This is a genomic window from Streptomyces sp. MBT65, assembly GCF_016612545.1.
Lineage (GTDB): Bacteria > Actinomycetota > Actinomycetes > Streptomycetales > Streptomycetaceae > Streptomyces.
On record NZ_JAENRY010000002.1, the window covers coordinates 75,351 to 97,005 of the forward strand.

General features: G+C 71.2%; 20 protein-coding genes. 9 read left to right on the forward strand and 11 right to left on the reverse strand.

What is annotated here, in order from left to right:
• Positions 1-8: 8 nt before the first annotated feature.
• The 5 genes from JHN63_RS01220 to JHN63_RS01240 form a co-directional block, all read right to left on the reverse strand.
• Positions 9-983, reverse strand: coding sequence for an LLM class flavin-dependent oxidoreductase (locus JHN63_RS01220; protein WP_200676738.1), 975 nt, complete (start codon positions 981-983; stop codon positions 9-11).
• Entirely contained in the window at positions 980-3,397 is a 2,418-nt protein-coding gene (locus JHN63_RS01225) for a GNAT family N-acetyltransferase (RefSeq protein ID WP_200676739.1), read from the reverse strand. Before JHN63_RS01225 ends, JHN63_RS01220 begins: the two co-directional genes overlap by 4 nt.
• Before the next feature lie 14 nt (positions 3,398-3,411).
• Entirely contained in the window at positions 3,412-4,491 is a 1,080-nt protein-coding gene (locus JHN63_RS01230) for an amidohydrolase family protein (protein ID WP_200676740.1), read from the reverse strand.
• 84 nt (positions 4,492-4,575) lie between these two features.
• Positions 4,576-5,541: an electron transfer flavoprotein subunit alpha/FixB family protein gene (locus JHN63_RS01235; protein WP_200676741.1), complete on the reverse strand. Its 966-nt coding sequence runs from the start codon at positions 5,539-5,541 to the stop codon at positions 4,576-4,578.
• A 23-nt stretch (positions 5,542-5,564) separates the two neighbouring features.
• Positions 5,565-6,326 carry an electron transfer flavoprotein subunit beta gene (locus JHN63_RS01240; RefSeq protein ID WP_374222881.1) on the reverse strand — a complete coding sequence of 254 codons (762 nt, stop codon included), beginning with the start codon at positions 6,324-6,326 and terminating at the stop codon, positions 5,565-5,567.
• Positions 6,327-6,510: 184 nt separating this feature from the next.
• Between JHN63_RS01240 and JHN63_RS01245 the strand changes: the two genes are divergently transcribed.
• The 7 genes from JHN63_RS01245 to JHN63_RS01275 are packed head-to-tail and all read left to right on the forward strand — an operon-like array spanning position 6,511 to position 13,418.
• Positions 6,511-7,833 carry a phenylacetate--CoA ligase family protein gene (locus tag JHN63_RS01245; protein WP_200676743.1) on the forward strand — a complete coding sequence of 441 codons (1,323 nt, stop codon included), beginning with the start codon at positions 6,511-6,513 and terminating at the stop codon, positions 7,831-7,833.
• On the forward strand, positions 7,833-8,564 hold the full coding sequence (locus JHN63_RS01250) for a hypothetical protein (RefSeq protein ID WP_200676744.1): 732 nt from the start codon (positions 7,833-7,835) through the stop codon (positions 8,562-8,564). Before JHN63_RS01245 ends, JHN63_RS01250 begins: the two co-directional genes overlap by 1 nt.
• Before the next feature lie 2 nt (positions 8,565-8,566).
• Positions 8,567-9,478, forward strand: coding sequence for an SDR family oxidoreductase (locus JHN63_RS01255; protein WP_200676745.1), 912 nt, complete (start codon positions 8,567-8,569; stop codon positions 9,476-9,478).
• A 5-nt stretch (positions 9,479-9,483) separates the two neighbouring features.
• The gene (locus tag JHN63_RS01260; RefSeq protein WP_200676746.1) at positions 9,484-9,927 is read left to right on the forward strand and encodes a Zn-ribbon domain-containing OB-fold protein; all 444 of its coding nucleotides are present in this window, start codon (positions 9,484-9,486) and stop codon (positions 9,925-9,927) included.
• A complete protein-coding gene (locus tag JHN63_RS54180; protein ID WP_200676747.1) occupies positions 9,924-11,072 on the forward strand; it encodes a thiolase family protein in 1,149 nt (382 codons plus the stop codon). The genes JHN63_RS01260 and JHN63_RS54180 overlap by 4 nt, the downstream gene beginning before the upstream one ends.
• A 13-nt stretch (positions 11,073-11,085) precedes the next feature.
• Positions 11,086-12,306, forward strand: a complete 1,221-nt coding sequence (locus tag JHN63_RS01270) for an acyl-CoA dehydrogenase family protein (protein WP_200676748.1) — start codon at positions 11,086-11,088, stop codon at positions 12,304-12,306.
• Positions 12,303-13,418, forward strand: coding sequence for an acyl-CoA dehydrogenase family protein (locus tag JHN63_RS01275; protein ID WP_200676749.1), 1,116 nt, complete (start codon positions 12,303-12,305; stop codon positions 13,416-13,418). Before JHN63_RS01270 ends, JHN63_RS01275 begins: the two co-directional genes overlap by 4 nt.
• 64 nt (positions 13,419-13,482) lie before the next feature.
• Here JHN63_RS01275 and JHN63_RS01280 read toward each other — a convergent pair whose 3' ends face one another.
• The 6 genes from JHN63_RS01280 to JHN63_RS01305 are packed head-to-tail and all read right to left on the reverse strand — an operon-like array spanning position 13,483 to position 18,829.
• The gene (locus tag JHN63_RS01280; protein WP_200676750.1) at positions 13,483-14,640 is read right to left on the reverse strand and encodes an acyl-CoA dehydrogenase family protein; all 1,158 of its coding nucleotides are present in this window, start codon (positions 14,638-14,640) and stop codon (positions 13,483-13,485) included.
• 10 nt (positions 14,641-14,650) lie between these two features.
• Entirely contained in the window at positions 14,651-15,184 is a 534-nt protein-coding gene (locus JHN63_RS01285) for a DoxX family protein (protein WP_200676751.1), read from the reverse strand.
• Complete coding sequence (locus JHN63_RS01290) at positions 15,181-16,092, reverse strand: SDR family NAD(P)-dependent oxidoreductase (RefSeq protein WP_200676752.1); 912 nt, start codon at positions 16,090-16,092, stop codon at positions 15,181-15,183. Before JHN63_RS01290 ends, JHN63_RS01285 begins: the two co-directional genes overlap by 4 nt.
• 3 nt (positions 16,093-16,095) lie before the next feature.
• Positions 16,096-17,262 (reverse strand): CaiB/BaiF CoA-transferase family protein, encoded by a 1,167-nt coding sequence (locus tag JHN63_RS01295; RefSeq protein ID WP_200676753.1) that lies wholly within the window; start codon positions 17,260-17,262, stop codon positions 16,096-16,098.
• 30 nt (positions 17,263-17,292) lie between these two features.
• A complete protein-coding gene (locus tag JHN63_RS01300; protein WP_307781782.1) occupies positions 17,293-18,063 on the reverse strand; it encodes an enoyl-CoA hydratase/isomerase family protein in 771 nt (256 codons plus the stop codon).
• A gap of 10 nt (positions 18,064-18,073) precedes the next feature.
• Positions 18,074-18,829, reverse strand: a complete 756-nt coding sequence (locus tag JHN63_RS01305; protein ID WP_200676755.1) for an SDR family NAD(P)-dependent oxidoreductase — start codon at positions 18,827-18,829, stop codon at positions 18,074-18,076.
• 85 nt (positions 18,830-18,914) lie between these two features.
• Between JHN63_RS01305 and JHN63_RS01310 the strand changes: the two genes are divergently transcribed.
• Entirely contained in the window at positions 18,915-20,057 is a 1,143-nt protein-coding gene (locus tag JHN63_RS01310; RefSeq protein ID WP_200676756.1) for an acyl-CoA dehydrogenase family protein, read from the forward strand.
• Between the two features lie 91 nt (positions 20,058-20,148).
• Positions 20,149-21,639 (forward strand): aldehyde dehydrogenase, encoded by a 1,491-nt coding sequence (locus tag JHN63_RS01315; protein ID WP_200676757.1) that lies wholly within the window; start codon positions 20,149-20,151, stop codon positions 21,637-21,639.
• The last annotated feature ends 16 nt before the right edge of the window (positions 21,640-21,655 follow it).

Below are 21,655 nucleotides of genomic sequence, written 5' to 3' on the forward strand. Positions count from 1 at the left end.
CATGCGGGTCAGACATCGGCGAGCAGCGGGCGCAACTTTCCGGCGATCAGCTGGACTTGGCGTGCCACCATCTCCTCGGGCATCCCGGCCAGCGAGGCCCACAGGAACACCCCTTCCACCGGCAACCCCGCCACGTACGCCCTGATGGCCTCGGCGATGTCCTGCGGGGTGCCGTACAGGAACTGACCGACACCGGTCGCCCGCAGTCCCGTCTCCCGCCACTTCTCGGGGTCGATGGGGCGGGGGGCCGGCTGGTCGGTCCCCTCGACCATGTACCGGCGATAGCTGTCCCACTGGTAGCTCAGGTGCTTGCGGACCACCGGCCAGTCGCCGTCGGGGTCCTCGGTGACGAACGTGGTGAACGAGCCCTGCATCCGCGCCGCCGACACGTCGTAGCCGCTCTCGGCGAGCCCGTCCCGGTACGGCGCCAGCAGCGCGGGGTTGAGGGACAGCAGTCCCGTGCCCAGCCGTCCGGCCCGGCGCGCTCCCTGCGGGCCCTGGTAGCCGAGCCAGATCGGCAACGGGTCCTGGACCGGGCCGGGGGTGACCAGGGACTCGGACCACAGGCCCCGGATCTCCCGCACCCGCTGGTCCGTCGTGGAGTACCGCTTGGCCAGGTCGCCGCCGTAGAGGCGGTATTCGGGTACGCGGTAGCCGGTGCCGAGCCCGAGGTCCAGGCGGCCGTCGCTGATGATGTCGACGATCGCGGCCTGTTCGGCGATCTCGGGGGCCGCGTGCAGGGGCGCGGGGATGACCGCGGTGCCCAGCCGGATCCGGCGGGTGCGGGCCGCGACGGCGGCGGCCATGGTGAGCGGCTGCGGGAGGTATCCGTCCTCGAAGCCGTGGTGTTCGGAGAACCAGACCGAGTCGATGCCGAGCCGGTCCGCCTCCTCGCACATCTCCAGGGTGAAACCGTAGACGCGGGCCCAACTCTGTTGCCAGGGCGGGGGGTTGCGCATGTCGAAATAGATGCCGACCTTCATGAGGGGCCACCTCTCCTTGTGTCGTCGGCGAGTCGGATCGTCGCGCGGGCGACGGCGACGCCGTCCCCGGGCGGCAGCAGCCGTACCGGACGCAGATCCATCGACTCGATCTCGGGCAGGTCCTCGACCATCGCGGAGATCCGCAGCACGGTGTCTTCGAGGGCTCTCAGGTCCACCCCGGGGCCGCCCACCCGGCCGTCGAGGAGCGGAGCGGCCCGCAGCGAGCGGACCATCTCCCGGGCGTCGCGGTCGCTGAGCGGGGTGACGCGGTGGGCGACGTCCGCCATCAGGTCGGCGTAGTCGCCCGTGAGACCGAACGCGATCACCGGGCCGAACACCGGGTCCGCGCCCACGGAGAGGAACGCGTCCGGGCCCCGGGAGTCCGCGTCCTGCACGGAGATGCCGTACGCGTCCAGCAACTCGGCGGCGATCCGGGCCGGCACGGGTCCGGGAGCGCGGTCGGCGACCAGTGCGCGGGCCCGTTCGGTGTCGACGCCCGCGAGGTCCGGTATGACGCCCGCCGGGGTGCCGCGCCAGGTCTGGTAGGCGGCGGCGTGACCGAGCGAGGTGGCCGCGGACTCGGGGAACGCGTAGGTCGGTACGACGAGTTGGCCCCGGTGCAGGAGATCGGCGACGCCCGCGCCGCCCAGGAAACTCGCGACCACCGTCTTCGAGGGTGCGGCCTCGGCCGCGTCGAGGATCGCCGCGGCCACCTCGTCGGGCTTGTCGGCGAGCGGGGGCATGAAGAGGACCACGGCCGCGTCGATGTCGTCGTCGGCCAGTACGGCGTCCAGCGCCTGCCGGTAGTGCGCGGCGGTGGCCATGGGGGTGAGGTCCACCGGGTTGGTGACGTCCGCACGGGGCGAGAGGGCCGTACGGAGTGACTCCCTTGTGTGCGGGGCGAGTTGGGGCACCCGCAGTCCGCTCGCGTCGCACGCGCCGACGGTCAGGGCGGCGGGACCGCCCGCGTTGGTGATCACGGCGACGCGGTTGCCCGGCGGGGGTGGCTGATGCGCGAGCAGGAGCGCGACGTCGAAGAGTTCCTGGAGGCTGCGGGTACGGATGACGCCGGACTGGGCGAAGAGCGAACCGACGGCCGCGTCCGCGTGGCCCGGGTGCACCGCGACGATCGGCTTGCGCGGGGCGACCCGGCGGGCGACGCGGGCGAACCGGCGCGGGTTGCCGAAGGTCTCGACGTGCAGCAGGATCACCGAGGTCTCGGGATCCTCCTCCCACCACTGGAGCAGGTCGTTGGTCGAGACGTCCACGGCGTGGCCCACCGACACGAACCCGGAGAAGCCCAGCCGCAGTCTCCGGGCGAAGTCGAGCACCGCGAGTCCGAGCGGTCCGGACTGGCTGGACATCGCGACCCGGCCCGGCGTCGGCAGTGCGGGGGAGAAGGTCGCGGCCAGCCGGGCCGCGGGCGTCGTGTTGACCACGCCCATGCAGTTCGGGCCCACCAGCCGCATCCCGGAGGCGCGGGCGAAGCGGGCCAGCTCCAGCTCGGTCGCCCGGCCTTCGACTCCCGTCTCCCCGAAGCCGGTTGAGACCACGACCACGGCCTTGACGCCGGCCGTCGCACACTCCCGTACGACATCGGGGACCGCCTCGGCCCGTACGGCGACCAGCGCCAGGTCCGGTACCTCGGGCAGCTCGCGGACGCTCGGGTACGCGCGGACCCCGGCGACCTGGTCCGCTCGCGGATTGACGGGGAACACCGTGCCGCGGAAACCGCCCCGCAGCAGGTTGGCCACGATCTCGTGGCCGATCGTCAGGGGGCTGCGATTGGCGCCGACCACCGCGACCGAGCCGGGTTCGAGGAGCGGTCGCAGGGAGCGCCGTACGGCCGTGTGCTCGCGACGTTCGGCGCGGGCGACGGCCTGGGCCTGCGGGTCGACGGCGATCTCGAAGTGGACGATCTGGCCCGGCGGCCCGGACTCGACGCGGTAGCCGGAGCCGAGGAACACGTTGATCATGCGGGTGTTGTCGGCGAGGACGTCGGCCTCCAGGACCCGGATGCCCCGGGCCCGGGCGGCAGCGGCGATGTGCTCCAGGAGCAGCCTGCCGAATCCCTCGCTCTGGTGGTCGTCGCGGATGGTGAAGGTGACCTCCGCGTGTTCCGGCTCCTCGGGATCGCGGACATAGCGCACCAGACCGGCGATCTCGTCACCGGCCAGCGCGACCAGCGCCAGTTCGTTGAGGTAGTCCACGTGCGCGCCGCGCCGGATCACGTCGTCGCGGGCGCGGACCACCGGACCGAGCGAGCGATAGGCCAGGGTCGCCCGGGACAGGCCGCCGACGAACGCGACCAGGCGGTCGGCGTCCTCCGGCCGCACGGGCCGGACGAAGGTCGACCGGCCGGTGCGCACGAGGCCCGGTCGTTCCAGATCCTCGGGATACGGCGGACTGCTCATCGGGGTGTCGCCGCTCAGACGGCCGCCTCCTGAGGACTCTGCTCGGGCAGGTGGAACAGTTCGTCGAAGGTGCCGCGGGTTACGCGCTCGCGGATGTCGGCGGGCACGCCGTCGAACAGCTCGTGCAGGGTGGACTGGGTGTGGCCGTAGGTGCCCTCGAGGTGGGGGTAGTCGTCGCCCCACATCACGTTGCGGTAGCCGGTCGACTCGACGATCTCCACCGAGCTCTTGTCGTGCTGGAAGGAGGCGTACACCTGCTGCCTGATGATCTCGCTGGGCAGCCGGCTGAGCTTGGGGCGCACGAACATGCCGTGCTGCCGGTAGGCCTCGTCCATCCGGTCGCCGATGGCCGGCACCCAGCCCGCGCCGCCCTCCGCGATGAGGATCTTCAGGTCGGGGTGGCGGTCCAGGGCACCGCCCGCGACCATGTGGGACACGACGCGCATGCCCGGATAGGTGGTCTCCATGTAGTTGACGACCGCGCCGCCGGGCCCGCGGAAGACGACGTTCTCGCCGCCCGTGCCGATGTGGAAGCCCAGCACCAGTCCGGCCCGTTCGGCCGCCGTCCACAGCGGTTCCCAGCGGTCCAGGGCGTACTCCTCGCCCGGCCGGGTCTGGCACGGCAGGAACACCGACTGGAAGCCCATCTCCGCCACCCGCTCGACCTCGGCGACCGCGTCCTCGACGTCGGCGGTCGACACACAGGCGGGAGTGATGATGCGCTTCTGCTTCCCGAGGACCTCGGAGTGCGCCCAGTCGTTCCAGGCCCGCACGGTCTCCCGGGCGAGTTCCCGGTCGGTGATCGACACCAGCCAGAACCCCATGGAGGGGAAGGCCAGTTGACCCCAGACGCCCTCCTGGTCCAGGTCCTTCAGCCGGACGTGGAGGTCACGGGCGCCCGGCGGTCGCATGGCGTCCATGAAGTCGTTGAGCTGGCGGTCGATGCGCTCGCCGTCGATGTACAGCACCTCGTACTTGTCACCGCGCTCACTGCGCGGCGCCCGGTCGGCGAGGCGCGGCGGCAGCGCCTGGACCCACAGATCGTCGGGTTCCATCACATGGGAGTCCCCGGAGTTGACCCAGATCTTCGTCATGACGCTCCTTCGGGTCAATAGATGCAATCAGTTAGCGAGTTTAGTGGTATCGGTTGCCGGTTGGAAGGCCGGGCGGGGTGGAGATCAGCTCCGACGCCGCTCGATCTCCTCCGCCAGCTGCGGAAGCACCTGGAAGAGATCCCCTACGACGCCGTAGTCGGCGAGTTCGAAGATCGGGGCGTCCGCGTCCTTGTTGACGGCGACGATGGTCTTGGAGGTCTGCATGCCCGCGCGGTGCTGGATCGCCCCGGAGATCCCGGCGGCGAGGTAGAGCTGCGGGGAGACCTGGGTGCCGGTCTGGCCGACCTGGTGGCTGTGCGGGTACCAGCCCGCGTCGACGGCGGCCCGGGACGCCCCGACGGCCGCGCCCAGGGTGTCGGCGACGCGCTCGATGAGCGCGAAGTTCTCGGCGCCGTTCACACCCCGGCCGCCGGAGACGACGATGTCCGCCTCGGTCAGCTCGGGACGGTCCCCGCGCTCGCGGGGCGTGCGGGACAGGACCCTGACGGCGGTGGAGACGGGGCCGAAGGTGATGTCCCGCTTCTCCAACTCCGGTGTGACGGGAGAGGGTTCGGGTGCGACGGCGTTCGGCTTCACCGTGATCACCGGGGTGCCCCGGGTGATCTGGGCCGTCACCCGGTAGGTCGCCGCGAACGCGGACTGCTCGGTGACCGGGCGGCCGTCCGCGCCCACCGTGATGTCCACGGCGTCCGTGACCAGCCCCGACCCGAGCCGGAGCGCGAGTCGTGCGGCGATCTCCTTGCCGTCCGGTCCCGAGGGCAGCAGGATCGCCGCCGGGGCGGTGCCTTCGGCGATCTGGGCGAGGGCGTCGACGGCCGGGGTGACGAGGAACTCCTCGACCTCCGGCGCGTCGACGAGGTACACCTTGTGCGCGCCGAACCGGCCCAGGACCTCGGTCGCGGTGTCCGCGCCCGGGCCGAGGAGGACGGCCGTCGGCTCGCCCAACCGGCGTGCCAGGGTGAGGAGTTCGAGGGTCGGCTTGCGGACGACGCCGGCGGTGTGATCGACGAGTACGAGGATCTCGGCCACGGTGCTGTGCTCCCTTGGGTGGGTCAGGCGAACTTCTTGGCGGTGAGGAACGCGGCCAGCCCGACGCCGCCCGTCCCGTCGTCGGAGACGAGTTCTCCCTTGGTGCGCGGCGGACGCCTGGTGGCGGTGTCCACCGCCGACCTCGCGGCCGTGCGGCCGACCTGTCCGGCGTCGATGCCGAGGTCGGCGAGGCCGAGGGTCTCCAGGGGCTTCTTCTTGGCGGCCATGATCCCCTTGAAGGAGGGGTACCGGGCGTCGCCGGAACGGTCGGTCACCGACACGACGGCCGGCAGGGTGCCCTGGACGCGCTCGGTCGCGGAGTCGCCTTCACGGCGGCCGGTCACCGTGCCGTCCTCGACGGTCAGTTCCTCGATGTGAGTGACGGCCGGGACGCCGAGCCGCTCCGCCAGCAGCGCCGGGACGACCGCCGAGCCGCCGTCCGTCGAAGCCATCCCGCACAGCACGAGATCAAAACCGTGGCGCTCGATCGCCCGGGCCAGGACGAGCGAGGTGGCGAACACGTCGCTGCCCTCGATGTCCTCGTCGGCCACGTGGAGCGCCGAGTCCCCGCCCATGGCGAGGGCCTTGCGCAGGGCGTCCTTCGCGTCGTCGGGACCGACGGTGAGGTAGGAGACCTGGACATCGGATCCCGACTCGGCGATCCGCAGGGCCTGTTCGACGGCGTACTCGTCGAGTTCGGACAGCAGCGAGTCGACCGACGCGCGGTCGGTGGTGCCGTCCTCGGTGAAGGTGCGGTCCGCCGTGGCGTCGGGCACGTGCTTCACACAGACAACGATCTTCACGATGCTCTCCCGAGGATGTCCACGATGCCCTCCGAGGTCTAATGAGTGCTAATAGTTAACTATATAGATCGAGCAAGCGCGAGACTTCCCCGCTAATCCGTCGAATTGGTTGACTGATTGCGCTGATAGCTGGAAGATCTGGGCAGCTGAGCCGCGAGGAGGCGCCATGGCCGGGCACACGGACACCGGGGACAGGTACTTCGAGCCACAGGTGGAGACCATGGCCCGGGACCGGCTGCGGGCCGGACAGGAAGAGCGGGTGGTGGAACTCGTCGAGTACGCCTACGCCCACTCCGCCTTCTACCGGCAGCTCTGGGACGAGCACGGGGTCCACCCGCGCGAGGTCCGCTCGCTGGACGACTTCCGGGCGCGGATCCCGTTCATCACGAAGGACATGGTGCGCGCTTACCGGGCCCGCACCGGCGACCCCTTCGGCGGGCTGCTCTGCGTCCCGACCGAGGAGCTGACCTCCGTCTCCTCCAGCTCGGGCACCACCGGTGACCCGGAGTTCTTCGCGGAGATCTGGGAGGGCGCGCCGCCCCTGGTCACCGCACAGGTGCGTGACCTGTGGGAACTCGGCCTCAGGCCCGGAGACCGGGTGTTGAGCCCGCCCGGCACCTTCCGCAACCTGATGGACCCCGGCTACCAGGCGCTCGGCGCGGTCGTCATCGAGGTGGACACCTGGCTCGGCAGGATGGACGAGGTGATCGAGGCCCTGCGCACCTACCGCCCGGCCTACCTCCAGATGATGTATCCGCAGATGGTCGAGCTGGAGCACCTGGCCGCCACGACCGACCTCAAGGAGGCCTTCTCCTCCCTCAAGGGAGCCTCCTGCGCCGGGCAGCCGCTCAGCCGCAAGATGCGCGAGCGGATCCGCGACGACTGGGGCATCGACGTCTACGAGTACACCAGCGCCGCCGACACCGGCACCGCGTGGGAGTGCCGCGAACACGACGGCTTCCACCTCTGGGAGGACACCGTCTTCGCCGAGTGCGTCGAGGTCGACGAGCACGGCTGGCGCGACGCGGCCGAGGGCGACCTGGGCGAACTCGTCGCCACCGACCTGGACAACCGGGCCGCGCCACTGATCCGTTACCGCAGCGAGGACCTCGTCCGGCTGTCCCGCGACCGCTGCGGCTGCGGACGCACCCACGCCCGGATGTGGGTCGCCGGGAGGCGCGGCGACGAGACGCTGGTCCACGGACGTTCCGTGGTCCTGCGTGACATCTGGCAGGCGGTCGAGGACCAGCCGGAGACCGTCGCCGGCGTCTTCCAGATCGTCCGCGACCGCCGCGAGGTCGACGAACTACGACTGCGCGTCGGCTACGACCCCCGTCTCACCGGGGACGTCGACGCCCTGGCCGGACGCCTGAGCGAGGCCGTGCGGGAGCGGACCGGCGTCAAGCCGGTGCTCGACATGCGCACCGAGGAGGACCTGTTGAAGACCATGACCAGCGTCGCCAAGTTCCCCCGGGTGGTGAAGAGTTGATGGCCCGCGCCGACACCCTCGCCCGCGCCCGGACCCTGGACCGGCCCCCACTCGCCTACCTCGTGCGCTTCCCCACCCCCGACGGCAGCCGGGACATGGAACTGACCTGGGCGGAACTCGCCCGCGACACCGCCTGGGTCACCGCCCGCCTCCGGGAGCACGGACTGACCGCAGGACAACGGGCGTTGCTGACCACCTCCGGCTTCGAGGGTTTCTGGGGCCACGCCGTGATCGGCGCCCTGCGCGCGCTGAAGGTGCCGTACGGCATCGCGGAGGCGATGGGCTGGGACCACCGGCGGACCGCGGTCTTCCATCGCGAACTCGCCCCGCACGCGGTCATCGGCCTCTCGGCGGAGACCCTGGAGGGACTCGCCGGCGCGGCCGACCTCGGGGAGATGTTCCGGACGACGCCGCTCGTGCTGGCCCGGCCCGCCGCCGTACCGGTGCTGCGCGGGGTGGGCGTGACCGCCTCGGTGATCGCGACCGTGGGACCGGCCCTCGCCCTGGAGTGCCCCGAGCGCGGCGGCGCGCATGTCAACGCGGCCGAGTGGCGGGTCGGCGTGCGGGACGGACAGCTGTCCGTGGCGGCGGGGGAGGAGCGCGTCTCACCGCTGCCGGAGACCCCGCTCGGCATCGCCGGAGACGTGCTCACCGGCCGCTGCGCCTGTGGCAGCGAGGACCCACGGGTCCTGTTCGCCGAGGCCAACCAGTCACTGTCAGCGAGGAGTTGAGAATGTCCGCAGGAGTGGTCGACGGCCGGGTCGTGGTCGTCACCGGTGCCGGGAACGGCATCGGCCGGGCCCATGCCCTGGCGTTCGCCGCGCACGGGGCGAAGGTCGTGGTCAACGACCTGGGCGGCGGGCGCGACGGAGGCGGCGCCTCGGCCGGGCCCGCCCAGGCCGTGGTCGACGAGATCGTCGCGGCGGGCGGCGAGGCGGTGGCCAACACGGACGACATCTCCGCCTGGGACGGCGCCGGCCGGCTCGTCCGGCAGGCCGTGGACACCTACGGAGGTCTGGACGTCCTGGTCAACAACGCCGGCATCCTGCGGGACCGGATGATCGTGTCGATGACCGAGCGGGACTGGGACAGCGTGATCGCCGTCCACCTCAAGGGCAGCTTCGCCACCCTGCACCACGCCGCCGCGTACTGGCGCGAGCGTGCCAAGTCCGGCCACGACAACGACGCCCGGATCATCAACACGACCTCCCCGTCCGGCATCTTCGGCAACCCCGGCCAGTCGAACTACGGCTCGGCCAAGGCCGCCATCGCGAGCCTCACCGTCATCGCCGCCGCCGAACTCGCCCGCTACGGCGTGACGGTGAACGCCATCGCGCCCACCGCTCTCACCCGGCTGACCGAGGACATCGAGATGATGAAACGGGCGGCCGAGGCCCAGGACCTCACCCCCGAAGCCATCTCGCCGCTCGTGGTGTGGCTCGGCTCGGCCGCCTCGCGCGAGGTCACCGGCCGGGTCTTCGGCGTGGTCGGCAACCGCGTCACGGTCCTGGAGGGCTGGGTCAACGGACCCGGCGCGAGCGCGGAGTCGCGCTGGACACCCGAGGAACTGACCTCGGTCGTCCCGAACCTGGTGGCCAAGGCGGCTCCGAACGCCGACGCACTCGGCAACAGGAACGGGGCGTGAGGAACATGACGAGCACTCAAATACCCGTGGCGGAGGGCCTGTTCACCTGGCCGCCCGACGAGAGCACCCCCCTCCGCCTCATCGGCTCCGAGTGCGCGGCCTGCGGCCTGGTGAGCTTCCCGGCCGCCCCGGACTGCGTCCGCTGCGCGAGCACGGACTCCAAGGAACGGCTGCTGTCGGAGCGCGGGACGCTCTGGACGTACACCACCCAGGACTTCCGCCCGCCCTCCCCGCCCTACGACGGCCCCGAGGCCTTCGAGCCGTACGCGGTCGGGTACATCGAACTCCCCGGTGAACTGCTCGTCGAGGCCCGGCTCACCGAACCCGACCCGGACAAGCTCAGGCTCGGGCAGGACATGCGGCTGACCCTCGTGCCCTACACCGTCCAGGACGACGGCACCGAGGTCATGACGTTCGCGTTCGCCCCCGTCGAGGAGGAGACACCGTGACCGAGGCCGTCATCATCGGCGCGGGGCTCCACCCCTTCGGCCGGTTCCCCGGGAAGTCCGCACTGGACATGGGTGCGGACGCGGTACGGCTCGCGCTCGCCGACGCGGGCGTCAACTGGCCGCACATACAGGGTGGTTACATCGGCAGCTACGAGGTCGCCAACCCCGACGCGATCGTCTCCCGGCTCGGCCTGACCGGCGTACCCCTGCGCGGGGTGTTCAACGGATGTGCCACGGCCGGTACGGCGGTGGCACTGGCGGCCCGCGCCATCGAGACCGGCGAGCACGACCTGGCCATCGCGATCGGCCTCGACAAGCACCCACGCGGCGCGTTCGCCGCCGACCCGTCCGTGGCCGGCATCCCCTCCTGGTACGGACAGACCGGCCTCTTCCTCACCACCCACTTCTTCGGCATGAAGATCAACCGCTATATGCACGACCACGGCATCTCGCACGAGACGCTGGCGCGCGTGGCGGCCAAGAACTTCGGCAACGCGGCCCGGAACGAGAAAGCCTGGCGCCGAACTCCGTTGTCCGTGGCGGAGATCCTCGCCTCGCCGGTCCTCAACTATCCCCTCCGCCAGTTCATGTACTGCGGCCCGGACGAGGGTGCCGCGGCCCTCGTGCTGTGCCGGGCCGACCAGGCCCACAAGTACACCGGGCAGCCCGTACGGATCCGGTCCACCGCCCTGCGCAGCCGTCGGCTCGGTGCCTTCGAGGTGCAGAGCCCGTCCTTCCCGGTCGGGGAGATCGTCGTGAGCCCGACCGTGGACGCCTCGCGGGAGGCCTACGAACGCGCGGGCATCGGTCCCGAGGACGTCGACGTCGCCCAACTCCAGGACACCGACGCCGGATCGGAGATCATCCACATGGCGGAGAACGGCCTCTGCAAGGACGGCGAGCAGGAACGCCTCATCGCCGAGGGCACCACCGAGATCGGCGGCCGGCTCCCGGTCAACACCGACGGCGGACTGCTCGGCAACGGCGAACCGATCGGCGCGTCCGGACTGCGCCAGATCCACGAGATCGTCCACCAGCTCCGTGGCACGGCCGGCGACCGGCAGATCCCCGGCACACCCCGCGTCGGCTACACCCACCTGTACGGCGCGCCGGGCGTCTCGGCGGTCACCATCCTGAGCACCTGAGGGCAGAGCGGACATGGCAGACGACATGCAGGACCTCGCGGCCGAGGCACGCGCCTTCCTCGACGCCCACGCGCCGAAGGCCCCCGACCGCACCGCCCCCGTCTGGGGCGAGGGCGACGACTCGATGGCGTACTTCAGCAGCCTCCCGCCCGAGGCGGAACGCGAGCACGTGCAAAAGGCGCGCGACTGGCAGCGCGTCCGCCACGAGAACGGCTTCGGCTGGATCACCGGCCCGGTCGAGTACGGCGGCCGGGGCCTGACCCCGGTCCACGACCTGCTCTACGACGCCGTCGAGTCCGAGTACGACGTCGCCGACACCGGAGTGCTCAGCGTCATCGGCCTCGGCATGATCGGACCGACGATCCTCGCCCACGCCCAACCGCACATCAAGGAGCGGTGGTTGCCCGCGATGTACCGCGGGGACGCCATCGCCTGCCAGCTGTTCAGCGAACCCGGCGCGGGCTCCGACCTGGCGAGCGTGGCCACCAAGGCGGTGCGCGAGGGCGACCACTGGGTGCTCAACGGCCAGAAGGTGTGGACCTCGGTCGCCCAGCACAGCCAGATCGGGCTCGCCCTCACCCGCACGAACCCGGACGCGCCCAAGCACCGCGGGATCACGGCCTTCCTGGTCCCGATGGACGCCCCGGGCGTCGAGGTCCGGCCGCTGCGGCAGATGACCGGCGGCGCGGACTTCAACGAGGTCTTCCTCACCGACGTCCGCATCCCCGACGACCACCGGCTCGGCGAGGTCGACGGCGGCTGGAGCGTCGCCCTGACCACCCTGATGAACGAGCGCGCCACCGTCGGCAGCGAGGGCGCGGGACCGGTCGCCGCCGCCCTTTCCCCCGACCATCTCTCTGCCCTGATGCGCGCCACCTGGACCTGGGACGACCGCGCCCTGCGCGCCCGGCTCGCGGAACTCCTGGTGGACGTCCTGGCGACCGGGCATCTCAACTCCCGTGCCCTGCGCGGTCTGCGTGCCGGCGGCACACCGGGTCCCGAGAGGTCCGTCTCGAAGCTGATGTACGCCCAGAACCTCACCCGCGCCGCACACTTCGTCTCCGATGCGCTCGGACCCCGGATCATCGCCGACACCGGGCAGTGGGGAACGTACGCCTGGTCCGAACTCCTCCTGGCCACCCCGGCGTTGCGCATTCTCGGCGGCACCGAGGAGATCATGAAGAACATCCTCGCGGAACGCGTGCTCGGACTGCCCAAGGAGGTGCGGTCATGACCGCCGACGACAGTGAACTCCGCGAACTGCGGGCATCCGTACGAGAGTTCCTCGACGCCAAGTCACCCGAGGAAGCCGTGCGCAAGCTCATGGAGAGCGAGCCGCGCTTCGACCCGGCCGTGTGGGCGCAGGCCTCCGAACAACTGCGGCTGCCGGGCCTGGTGATCCCGGAGGAGTACGGCGGTGACGGCTTCGGACTGGTCGAACTCGGCGTCGTACTGGAGGAGATGGGCCGCGCCCTGCTGTGCGCACCCTTCTTCGCGACGGTCGTCCTCGCGGCCCAGGCACTGCTCGCCTCCGGTGACCGCGATGCCTGCGCACATCACCTCCCCGGCATCGCGGCCGGCACGACGACGGCCGCACTCGCGGTGTCCGAGGACAGCGGGTCCTGGGACCCCGCCCTCATCTCCGCGCGCGCGGTGCCGGACGGGGAGGGCGGCTGGAAGCTCAGCGGACGTAAGTCCTTCGTCATCGACGGCACCACCGCCGATCTGGTCCTGGTCGTCGCCCGTACCGTCGCCGGTCCCTCGCTCTTCGCCGTCGACCGGGACGCCCCCGGCCTCGCGGCCGAACCGATGGAGACCCTCGACGCGACCCGGGCGATGGCACGCCTGACCTTCGACGCGGTGCCCGCGACGCTCGTCGGCGCGGACGGACGAGCCGGGCTCACCATGGCCAAGGTCCTCGACATCGCGTCGATCGCACTCGCCGCCGAGCAGTCGGGCGGGGCCCGCCGGTGTCTGGAGGCGAGCGCCGAACACGCCCGCACCCGGCACCAGTTCGGCCGGCCGATCGGCTCCTTCCAGGCGGTCAAGCACAAGTGCGCGGACATGCTCGTCCAGGTGGAGCTGGCCGAGGCCGCGTCCAGGGAGGCGGCGCGACTGGCCGACGAGGGCTCCGCGGAGTTCCCCGTCGCCGCGGCCGTGGCACACGCCTGCTGCTCACGGGCGTACATGTTCGCGGCGATGGAGAACATCCAGGTCCACGGCGGCATCGGCTTCACCTGGGAACACCCTGCCCATCTCTACTTCCGGCGGGCCAAGTCCTCGCAACTGCTCTTCGGCGGTCCTGCGGTCTACCACGAGCGGCTGCTGGACCGGCTCGGGATCTGAGCCGGGAAGGGCACGACGACGAAGGCCCCGGGGCTGTCCCCGGGGCCTTCGTCGTCGCTGCCGGTCAGCCCCGGGCGGCCTCGCCCAGCAGCGCCTTCGCGATGATGACCTGCTGGATCTGGCTCGTGCCCTCGTAGATGCGGAAGAGCCGGGCGTCGCGGTAGAAGCGTTCGACGGCGACCCCGCGCATGTAGCCCGCCCCGCCATGGACCTGGACCGCGCGGTCCGCGACCCGCCACACCATCTCGCTGGCGAAGTACTTCGTGCAGGACGGGCCGATCTTGGTGTCCGTTCCGGCGTCGAACGCGCGGGCCGCCTCCAGGACCGTGGCGCGTCCGGCGTAGTAGTCGGTCATGGAGTCGGCGATCAGCCCCTGGACGAGTTGGAAGGAGCCGATGAGCTTCCCGGACTGGCGGCGGGTGCGGGCGTACTCCACGGACTCGTCGACCAGCCGCTCGGCCATGCCCACGCACAGGGACGAGATGTGCACCCGGCCGTGCGCGATACAGCCCATCGCCGTGCCGAAGCCCCGGTTCAGACCGGCCTCGCCGCCGACGAGCGCGGACGCCGGCACGCGGACGTCGTCGAAGTACACGTCCGCCGTCCAGGCGCCGAACTGGCCCATCTTGTGGTCCTTGGGAGCCACGGTGAGGCCCGGGGTGCCGGCCGGGACCAGGAACGTCGAGATGCCACGGGTGCGCGGGGCGTCGGGGTCGGTGCGGGCGAAGACCATGAAGACATCGGCGAGCGGGGCGTTGGTGATGTACCGCTTGGCACCGTTGATCACCCAGTCCTCGCCGTCCAGGTGTGCCCTCGTGGTCAGGGTCGAGGGATCGGAACCCGCCTCCGCCTCGGTGAGCGCGAACGACGCCAGGACGTCGCCCGAGGCGATCCTCGGCAGCCACTCCGCCTTCTGTTCCTCCGTGCCCCCGACCATCAGGACGTGCCCGGCGATGCCGTTGTTGGTCCCGAACATCGAGCGCAGGGACGGGGTGGTGTATCCCAGCTCGAACATCAACTGGGCCTCCTCGTACATCGACAGGCCCAGCCCGCCGTACTCCTCGGGCAGCGCGAACCCGAACAGGCCCATCTTCTTGGCCGCCTCGCGGATCTCCGCGGGCATCTCGTCCTTCTCGTCGATCTCCGCCTCGACCGGCACGACGCGCTCGCGCACGAAGCGCCGGACCTCGGACAGCACCGCGCTGAAGTCAGCAGCGTCCATGTCGACTCCCTTATTGCCCTTGGTTATCTGTTTCTGTCTCGTCCGGCTTGCGCTCCGGCCGGTAGCACGCGGCCAGCAGCGCCGCGGCGCTCGCCGTGCCGATGCCCACGGCCAGCAACGCGGGCCCCGCGCCCGCCCGTTGGCGGCGCAGCACTCCGTCCAGCGAGTACCTGCCGGGGCCCAGTGCCGCGAGGGCCACAGCCGCGCCGCCCACGACACCGACGTACTCCCAGCCGCCCTTGAAGACGAAGAAGCCCTTGCCGCGATGGTCGGTGCGGGCCGCCACGGTCATCAGCCCGACGGCGGCCGCCGCCGGGAGGGGGCCGGCCGCGCCGAGCGCGATCCCCACGCCGGCCGCCATCTCGGTCCCGGCCGCCATCCGTGCGTGCACCTCGGCGGGCCGCAGACCGAGCGCCTCGAACCAGCCCGCCGTGCCCTTCAGTCCGCCCGGCCCGGCGACCTTGTTCCAGCCGTGCGCGAAGAGCATCGGGCCGAGCGTCGCGCGCAGGACGAGCGCGGCGATGTCGTGGCCCCGCTCCTTCACTGGCCGACCCCTGTGGCCCGTCCGGCGGGGACGGCACCGTACAACTGCGGGACGGCGTCCACGAGTTCGTCGTACGTGAGGGCCCCTCCCGACCGGCTGGGATGGACCGCGGCGACGGTCCAGCCCTGGAGCCGGTTCAGCCGGTCGCCCTCGATGCGCAGGACCTGGCCGGTGAGCCAGGCCGCGCTGTCGGAGGCCAGGTAGACGACGACCCCCGAGGCGTTGGCGGGGTCACGCGGGTCGAAGCCCTCCACGGCCTGGAGGGAGGCGCCGACGTCCAGTCCGTCCGTCATCCGGGTCGCCGCGATCGGCGAGATGGCGTTCGCGGTGACGCCGTACTTGCGCATCTCCAGAGCGGTCAGGACCGTGAGACCGGCGATTCCGGCCTTCGCGGCACCGTAGTTGGACTGCCCCTGATTGCCGAACAGACCGGTTCCCGACGTCGTGTTGATCACGCGGCCGGTGACGCGCTCACCGCGCTTCGACGCCTCGCGCCAGTACGCGCACGCGTGCCGGGTGAGCGCGAACGTGCCCTTGAGATGGACCGCGATCACGGTGTCGAACTCGGCCTCGGTCATCGAGAACAGCATGCGGTCGCGCACGATCCCCGCGTTGTTCACGACGATGTCGAGGCGTCCGAACTCCGCGACGGTGTCCGCGACCATGGTCTCGGTGGCCGACCAGTCCGTCACCGAGGAGTGGTTGGCGACCGCCTGTCCGCCGAGCTTGGTGATCTCGGCGACGACCTCGTCGGCGGGGGAGTCGCCGGTCTGTTCCCCGTGCACGCCGGCGCCGAGGTCGTTCACCACCACGGTCGCGCCGGCCTCGGCGAGCGCCAGACAGTGCGCCCGGCCCAGCCCCCTGCCGCCGCCCGTCACGATGGCGACCTTGTCGTCGAGGATGCCCACCTGCTACCTCCCGGTTGAGTCGAGTTCGCGGAGTACGTCGTCGGTGTGCTCGCCGAGCGTCGGCGCGCCACCGCGCGGCTTGTCGTCAACACCCCAGAAACTGACGGGTGTTGCCACCGTCCGCAGCGGTGGCGCGTCACCCATGCCGGGCTGCTCGACGAACGCCCCCACGGCTTCGGCCTGCGGATCGGCCGCGACCTCCGCCAGCGTCTGCACCGGCGCCCACCACACGCCTTCGGCGTCGAACCGCTCCGCCCACTCGTCGAGCGGTCGCCTCGCGAACTCCGCGTCGAACTCGGCGATCAGTTCGCGTACATGGCCACGTCGCGCCTTGCCGGTGGCGAACCGTTCGTCCGTCTCCAGGTCCGCGCGGCCGAGCGCCTTGACGACGCCGGGCCAGTGCCGGTTGCCCTCCAGACCGACCAGCCAGAACCAGCGGTCGTCGGCGGCCCGGTAGGAGTTGTAGAGCGGGGACTCGTGTTCGGTGCGGTGCCGGGTGCGGCCGCGCCTGCCGAAGAAGTTCTGCAGGGCGAGGTCGTTCCCGTTGGCGTAGGTGCCGGACCGCAGCAGCGACACGTCCACCACGCCGCCCTCGCCGGTGCGTTCACGGCGCAGGAGCGCGGCGAGCACGCCCGCCACCAGGTTCGACGCGGCCGTACGGTCACCAAGTCCCGGCCGGATCCCGGGCGGTGGCTCGCCGGCCGGGTTGAGCATGGCGGCGATGCCGGGCCGGGCCCAGAAGGCGGAGACGTCGTACCCGGCACGGTCGCGCTCCGCGCCTGCCCAGCCGTAACCGGTCAACGTGCCGACGACCAGGCGGGGATGACGCACGCGCAGTTCGTCCGGGGCCAGGCCCAGCCTTTCCAGCGCGCCGGGCCGGAGGTTGGTGACGAAGACGTCGGCACGCTCCAACAGCCGTTCCAGTACGGCCTTCCCGTCCTCCGAGCGCAGGTCGAGGACGATCCCGCGCTTGCCGCGGTTGTCGGTCTCGAACGGGGGCGCGCTGTCGATGTCCTGGCCGACGTGCCGGAGCGTGTAGCGGTTGGGATCGCCGGTCGGCGCCTCCACCTTCACCACGTCCGCGCCCCAGTCCGCGAGCATCGTGGCAGCGGCCGGCGCCGCCACCCACATGCCCAGCTCGACGACCGAAATGCCCTCCAGTGGCCGCACGACCCACCTCCCTGTCTGTCGGTCCGCCCGCTACTTGCCCTGGAAGTCGCCGGGACGGCGCTCCCGGAAAGCCTTGAGTCCCTCGACCCGGTCCTCGGTGGAGAACAGCACCGAGACGGTCTCGCGCTCGTACGAGATCGCCGCCTCCAGGTCCATCCCGAGGCCGTAGTCGACCAGCCGCTTGCCCGCCGCCAGGGCCAGTGGGGCCCCGGCCGTCAGCGCGGCGGCGAGTGCCTCGGCGGTGCCCAACGCCTCGCCGGGCCCCGCGAGTTCGTTGACCAGCCCGAGGGCGTGCGCCCGCTCCGCGTCGATCGGTTCGCCGGTGAGGATCATCTGCTTGGCGATCGCGGGCGGGATCAGCCGCGGCAGCCGCTGGGTGCCGCCCGCGCCCGGCAGTACGCCGAGCTTCATCTCGGGCAGGCCCAGCCGGGTGCCCCGTTCCGCCACCCGCAGGTCGCAGGCGAGCGCGAGCTCGAGACCGCCGCCGAAGGCGAACCCGTGGACGGCCGCGACCGAGGGCTTGGGGAAGTCCTCCAACAGCGCGTACGCGTCGGTCAGTCGCCGCACGAAGGAGTGGAACTGCCGTGGCGCCGTGAACGACTCGATCTCACCGATGTCGGCCCCGGCCGAGAACGCCCGGCCCGCCCCGGCCACGACCAGGGCGCGTACGTCGTCGTTGTCGCGCAGTTCGTTCAGCGCGAGGGTGAGCCGGTCCACGGTTTCGGACCCGATCGCGTTGAGCCGATCCGGCCGGTCGAGGGTCAACACGGCGATGTGGTCCCGGAGTTCGACACGCAGCACGGTGCCCACCTCAGACCATCGTCAGGCCGCCGCTGACCGAGAGCGTCTGCCCGGTCAGGTAGGCGGCGTCGTCGGAGGCGAGGAAGGCCACCGTGCCGGCGATGTCGGCGGGCTGGGCGACGCGGCGCAGCGGGATCGCCCGCACGGTCGCGTCGTACATCTTCTGGCTGTACTCGGCGACCTGCCCGAGCAGCGCGGTGTCGGTCGGCCCCGGGCAGACGCTGTTCACGGTGATGCCGTGCCGGGCCACCTCGCGGGCGAGTGCCTTGCCGAAGGCGATGACACCGCCCTTCGTCGCGGAGTACACGACCTCACCGGAGGAGCCGACCCGGCCCGCGTCCGAGGCGATGTGGACGATCCGGCCGCCGCCGCGCTCGATCATCGGGTCGAGGACGGCCCGGGTCACCGTGATCGTGCCGCGCAGATTGACGGCGATGATCCGGTCCCAGGTCTCCTCGGCGCTGTCGACGAACCGGCCGATGACATCGACGGCCGCGTTGTTGACCAGGATGTCCACCGGGCCGAGTTCGGCGGTCACGCGCTCCACGGCCGTGCGGACGGCCGTGCTGTCGGAGATGTCCGCGCCGACTCCCGTGGCGCGCACGCCGTACCGCTCGGTGAGGAGGCCCGCGACCTTGCCGGCCGCCTCCGCGTCGAGGTCGCAGACGGCGACCGCGGCTCCCTGGGCGGCGAGCCGGTCGGCGATCGCTTCACCGATGCCACGGCCCGCTCCGGTGACGAGTGCCACCTTGTCCCGTACGCTCACGCGGCCTCCCTCGCCCGGCTGTCGATACCGCGCTATTGTATAACTACTTCAGCTGAATAAGCGAGATGCCTGAGCGGAGTCGAGCATGCGCCGTACGATCTTCACCGAGGAGCACGAGCTGTTCCGGGACACCGCCCGCTCCTACTACCTGCGGGAATGCGCCCCGTACGGCGAGCAGTGGGAGCGGGACGGACAGGTGAGCCGGGCCGCGTGGGCGGCCGCGGGCAAGGCCGGGCTCATCGGCTGGCAGTTCCCCGAGGAGTACGGCGGCCAGGGGATCTGGGACTTCCGCTACAACGCCATCATGGCCGAGGAGATGGCGGCCACCAGCTCGGTCGGCATCGGGCTCGGGCTCCAGAACGATGTGATCCCGCCCTATCTGGCACGCCTCACCACCCCTGAGCAGAAGGCGCGTTGGCTGCCCGGAGTGACCAGCGGCGAGACGATCTGCGCACTCGCGCTGTCCGAGCCGGCCGCCGGATCCGACCTCAAGGCCATCCGCACCACCGCCCGCCGGGACGGCGACGAGTGGGTGATCGACGGGTCCAAGACGTTCATCACCAACGGCATCCTGGCCGACCTGGTCATCGTCGCCTGCAAGACCGACCCCGACGCCGGACACAAGGGCATCAGCCTGATCGTCGTCGAACGCGGCGCCGAGGGCTTCGAGCGCGGGCGCAAGCTCGACAAGGTCGGCATGAAGGCACAGGACACCGCCGAACTCTTCTTCCACGAGGTCCGGGTCCCCGCCGAGAACCTCATCGGGCAGGAGGGGCGCGGTTTCTACCACATGATGGGCAACCTCCCCACCGAGCGCCTCGCCATCGCCGTCTCCTCGCTGGCGGCCGCCGAGCGCGCCTTCGAACTGGCGCTGGACTACGCGAAGACCCGCACCGCGTTCGGGCAGCCGATCGGCGAGTTCCAGGCGAACCGGTTCGCCCTCGCCGACATCAAGGCCCGGCTGGGTGCCGCCCGCGTCTACCTCGACGGCTGCATCATGGCCCTGTTCCAGGGCGAGTTGACGGCCGAGGAGGCCGCCGCGGCCAAGTACTGGACCTCGGAGACCGGCTGGCAGGTCATCGACCGCTGCATGCAGCTCTTCGGCGGCTACGGCTACGTCAACGAGTACGAGATCGCCCGGATCTGGCGCGACAGCCGGGTGCAGCGGGTCTTCGGCGGGACCTCGGAGATCATGCAGGAGATCATCGGGCGGTCTCTGGGGCTCTGACTGCTGATACATGCATTGACTACCTTGGGTAAATAGGTTAGCTATTTAACCTGATGGATGCACGGTAACGGACGGGCTGAAGGAGGCATCCGTGGTCGACGTCGATGTGAAGTTGCACCAGGACAGGGCGGAGAACGACCTGCCGCAGCCCAGGCTGGTCATCGGCGGCAGGCACATCGCCGACGCGAGCGGTGGCCTCTACGAGCACCGCAACCCGGCGACCGGACTGGTGCAGGCGCACATCCCCCTCGCGGGCCCCTCCGAGGTGGACCGGGCCGTGGCCGCCGCCCGCCAGGCCTTCGAGGTGTGGGGAGCCATGCGCCCCGCCGAGCGCCGCCGACTGCTCACCCGTTTCGCCGGGCTGCTGCGCGACCACATCCCCGACTTCGCGGCGATCTGCCCACTGGAGAACGGCGTCTGCATAGGCGGCTGGGCGGACAACGTCGGTCCACACGTCGCCGAGTGGACCGAGTACTACGCCGGCTGGGCCGACAAGATCGAGGGCATGGTCGGCGCGGCCTACAGCTCGCACGAGAACGTCGAATACACCATCGCCGAGCCCTACGGCGTCATCGGCCACATCATCACCTGGAACTCGCCCGCGCTGTCCCTGGCGATGAAGGTCCCGCCCGCGCTCGCCGCCGGCAACACCGTGGTCATCAAACCGGCCGAGTCCACGCCGTTCTCCGCGCTGCTCTTCGCCGACCTGGCCCATGAGGCGGGTATCCCCGACGGAGTCATCAACGTCGTCACCGGACTCGGCGACGCCGGATCGGCCCTGGTCACACACCCCGGCGTGGACAAGATCTCCTTCACCGGCGGCCCCGCCACCGCGCGCCGCATCATGGCCGACGCCGCGCTGAGCCTCAAACCCGTCCTCTTCGAACTCGGCGGCAAGTCGGCCAACCTGCTCTTCGCCGACACCGACCTGGACACCGTCGTGCCCTACTGCGCGGCCTTCGCCATGAGCAACACCGGCCAGGGCTGCGCACTGCCCACCCGACTGCTCGTCGAACGGCCGGTCTACGACGAGGTCGTCGCGCGCGTCGCCGGTGTCGTGGCCCACCTGCCCGTCGGCGATCCTCTCGACCCCACGACATACATCGGGCCGCTCATCACCGAAGCCGCCCGCAACCGCGTCCAGAGCATGATCGACAAGGCGGTCGAGGCCGGCGCCGGGCGGCTCGTGCTCGGCGGTGAACGCGTCGACACCGAGGGCTACTTCGTTTCCCCGACGGTGTTCGCCGACGTGGACAACCGGAGCGACCTCGCCCAGCAGGAGATCTTCGGTCCCGTCCTCGCCATCACCCCCTTCGACACGGAGGACGAGGCCGTCGCCCTCGCCAACGACACCCAGTACGGCCTGTCCGCCTACATCCAGTCCCGTGACATCGCACGTGTCAACCGCCTGGTGCCCCGTCTGAGAGCCGGGACGGTCTACGTCAACCCGGGCCCGAACCCCATCACTTCGCCCGCCACGCCGTTCGGCGGCGTCGGGATGAGCGGGTTCGGCCGGGAGGGCGGCAAGGCCGGTCTGGACGAGTTCGTCAGCGTCAAGGGTGTCGGCGTCGGCCGCGTCTGACTCCCCATCTCCCGAA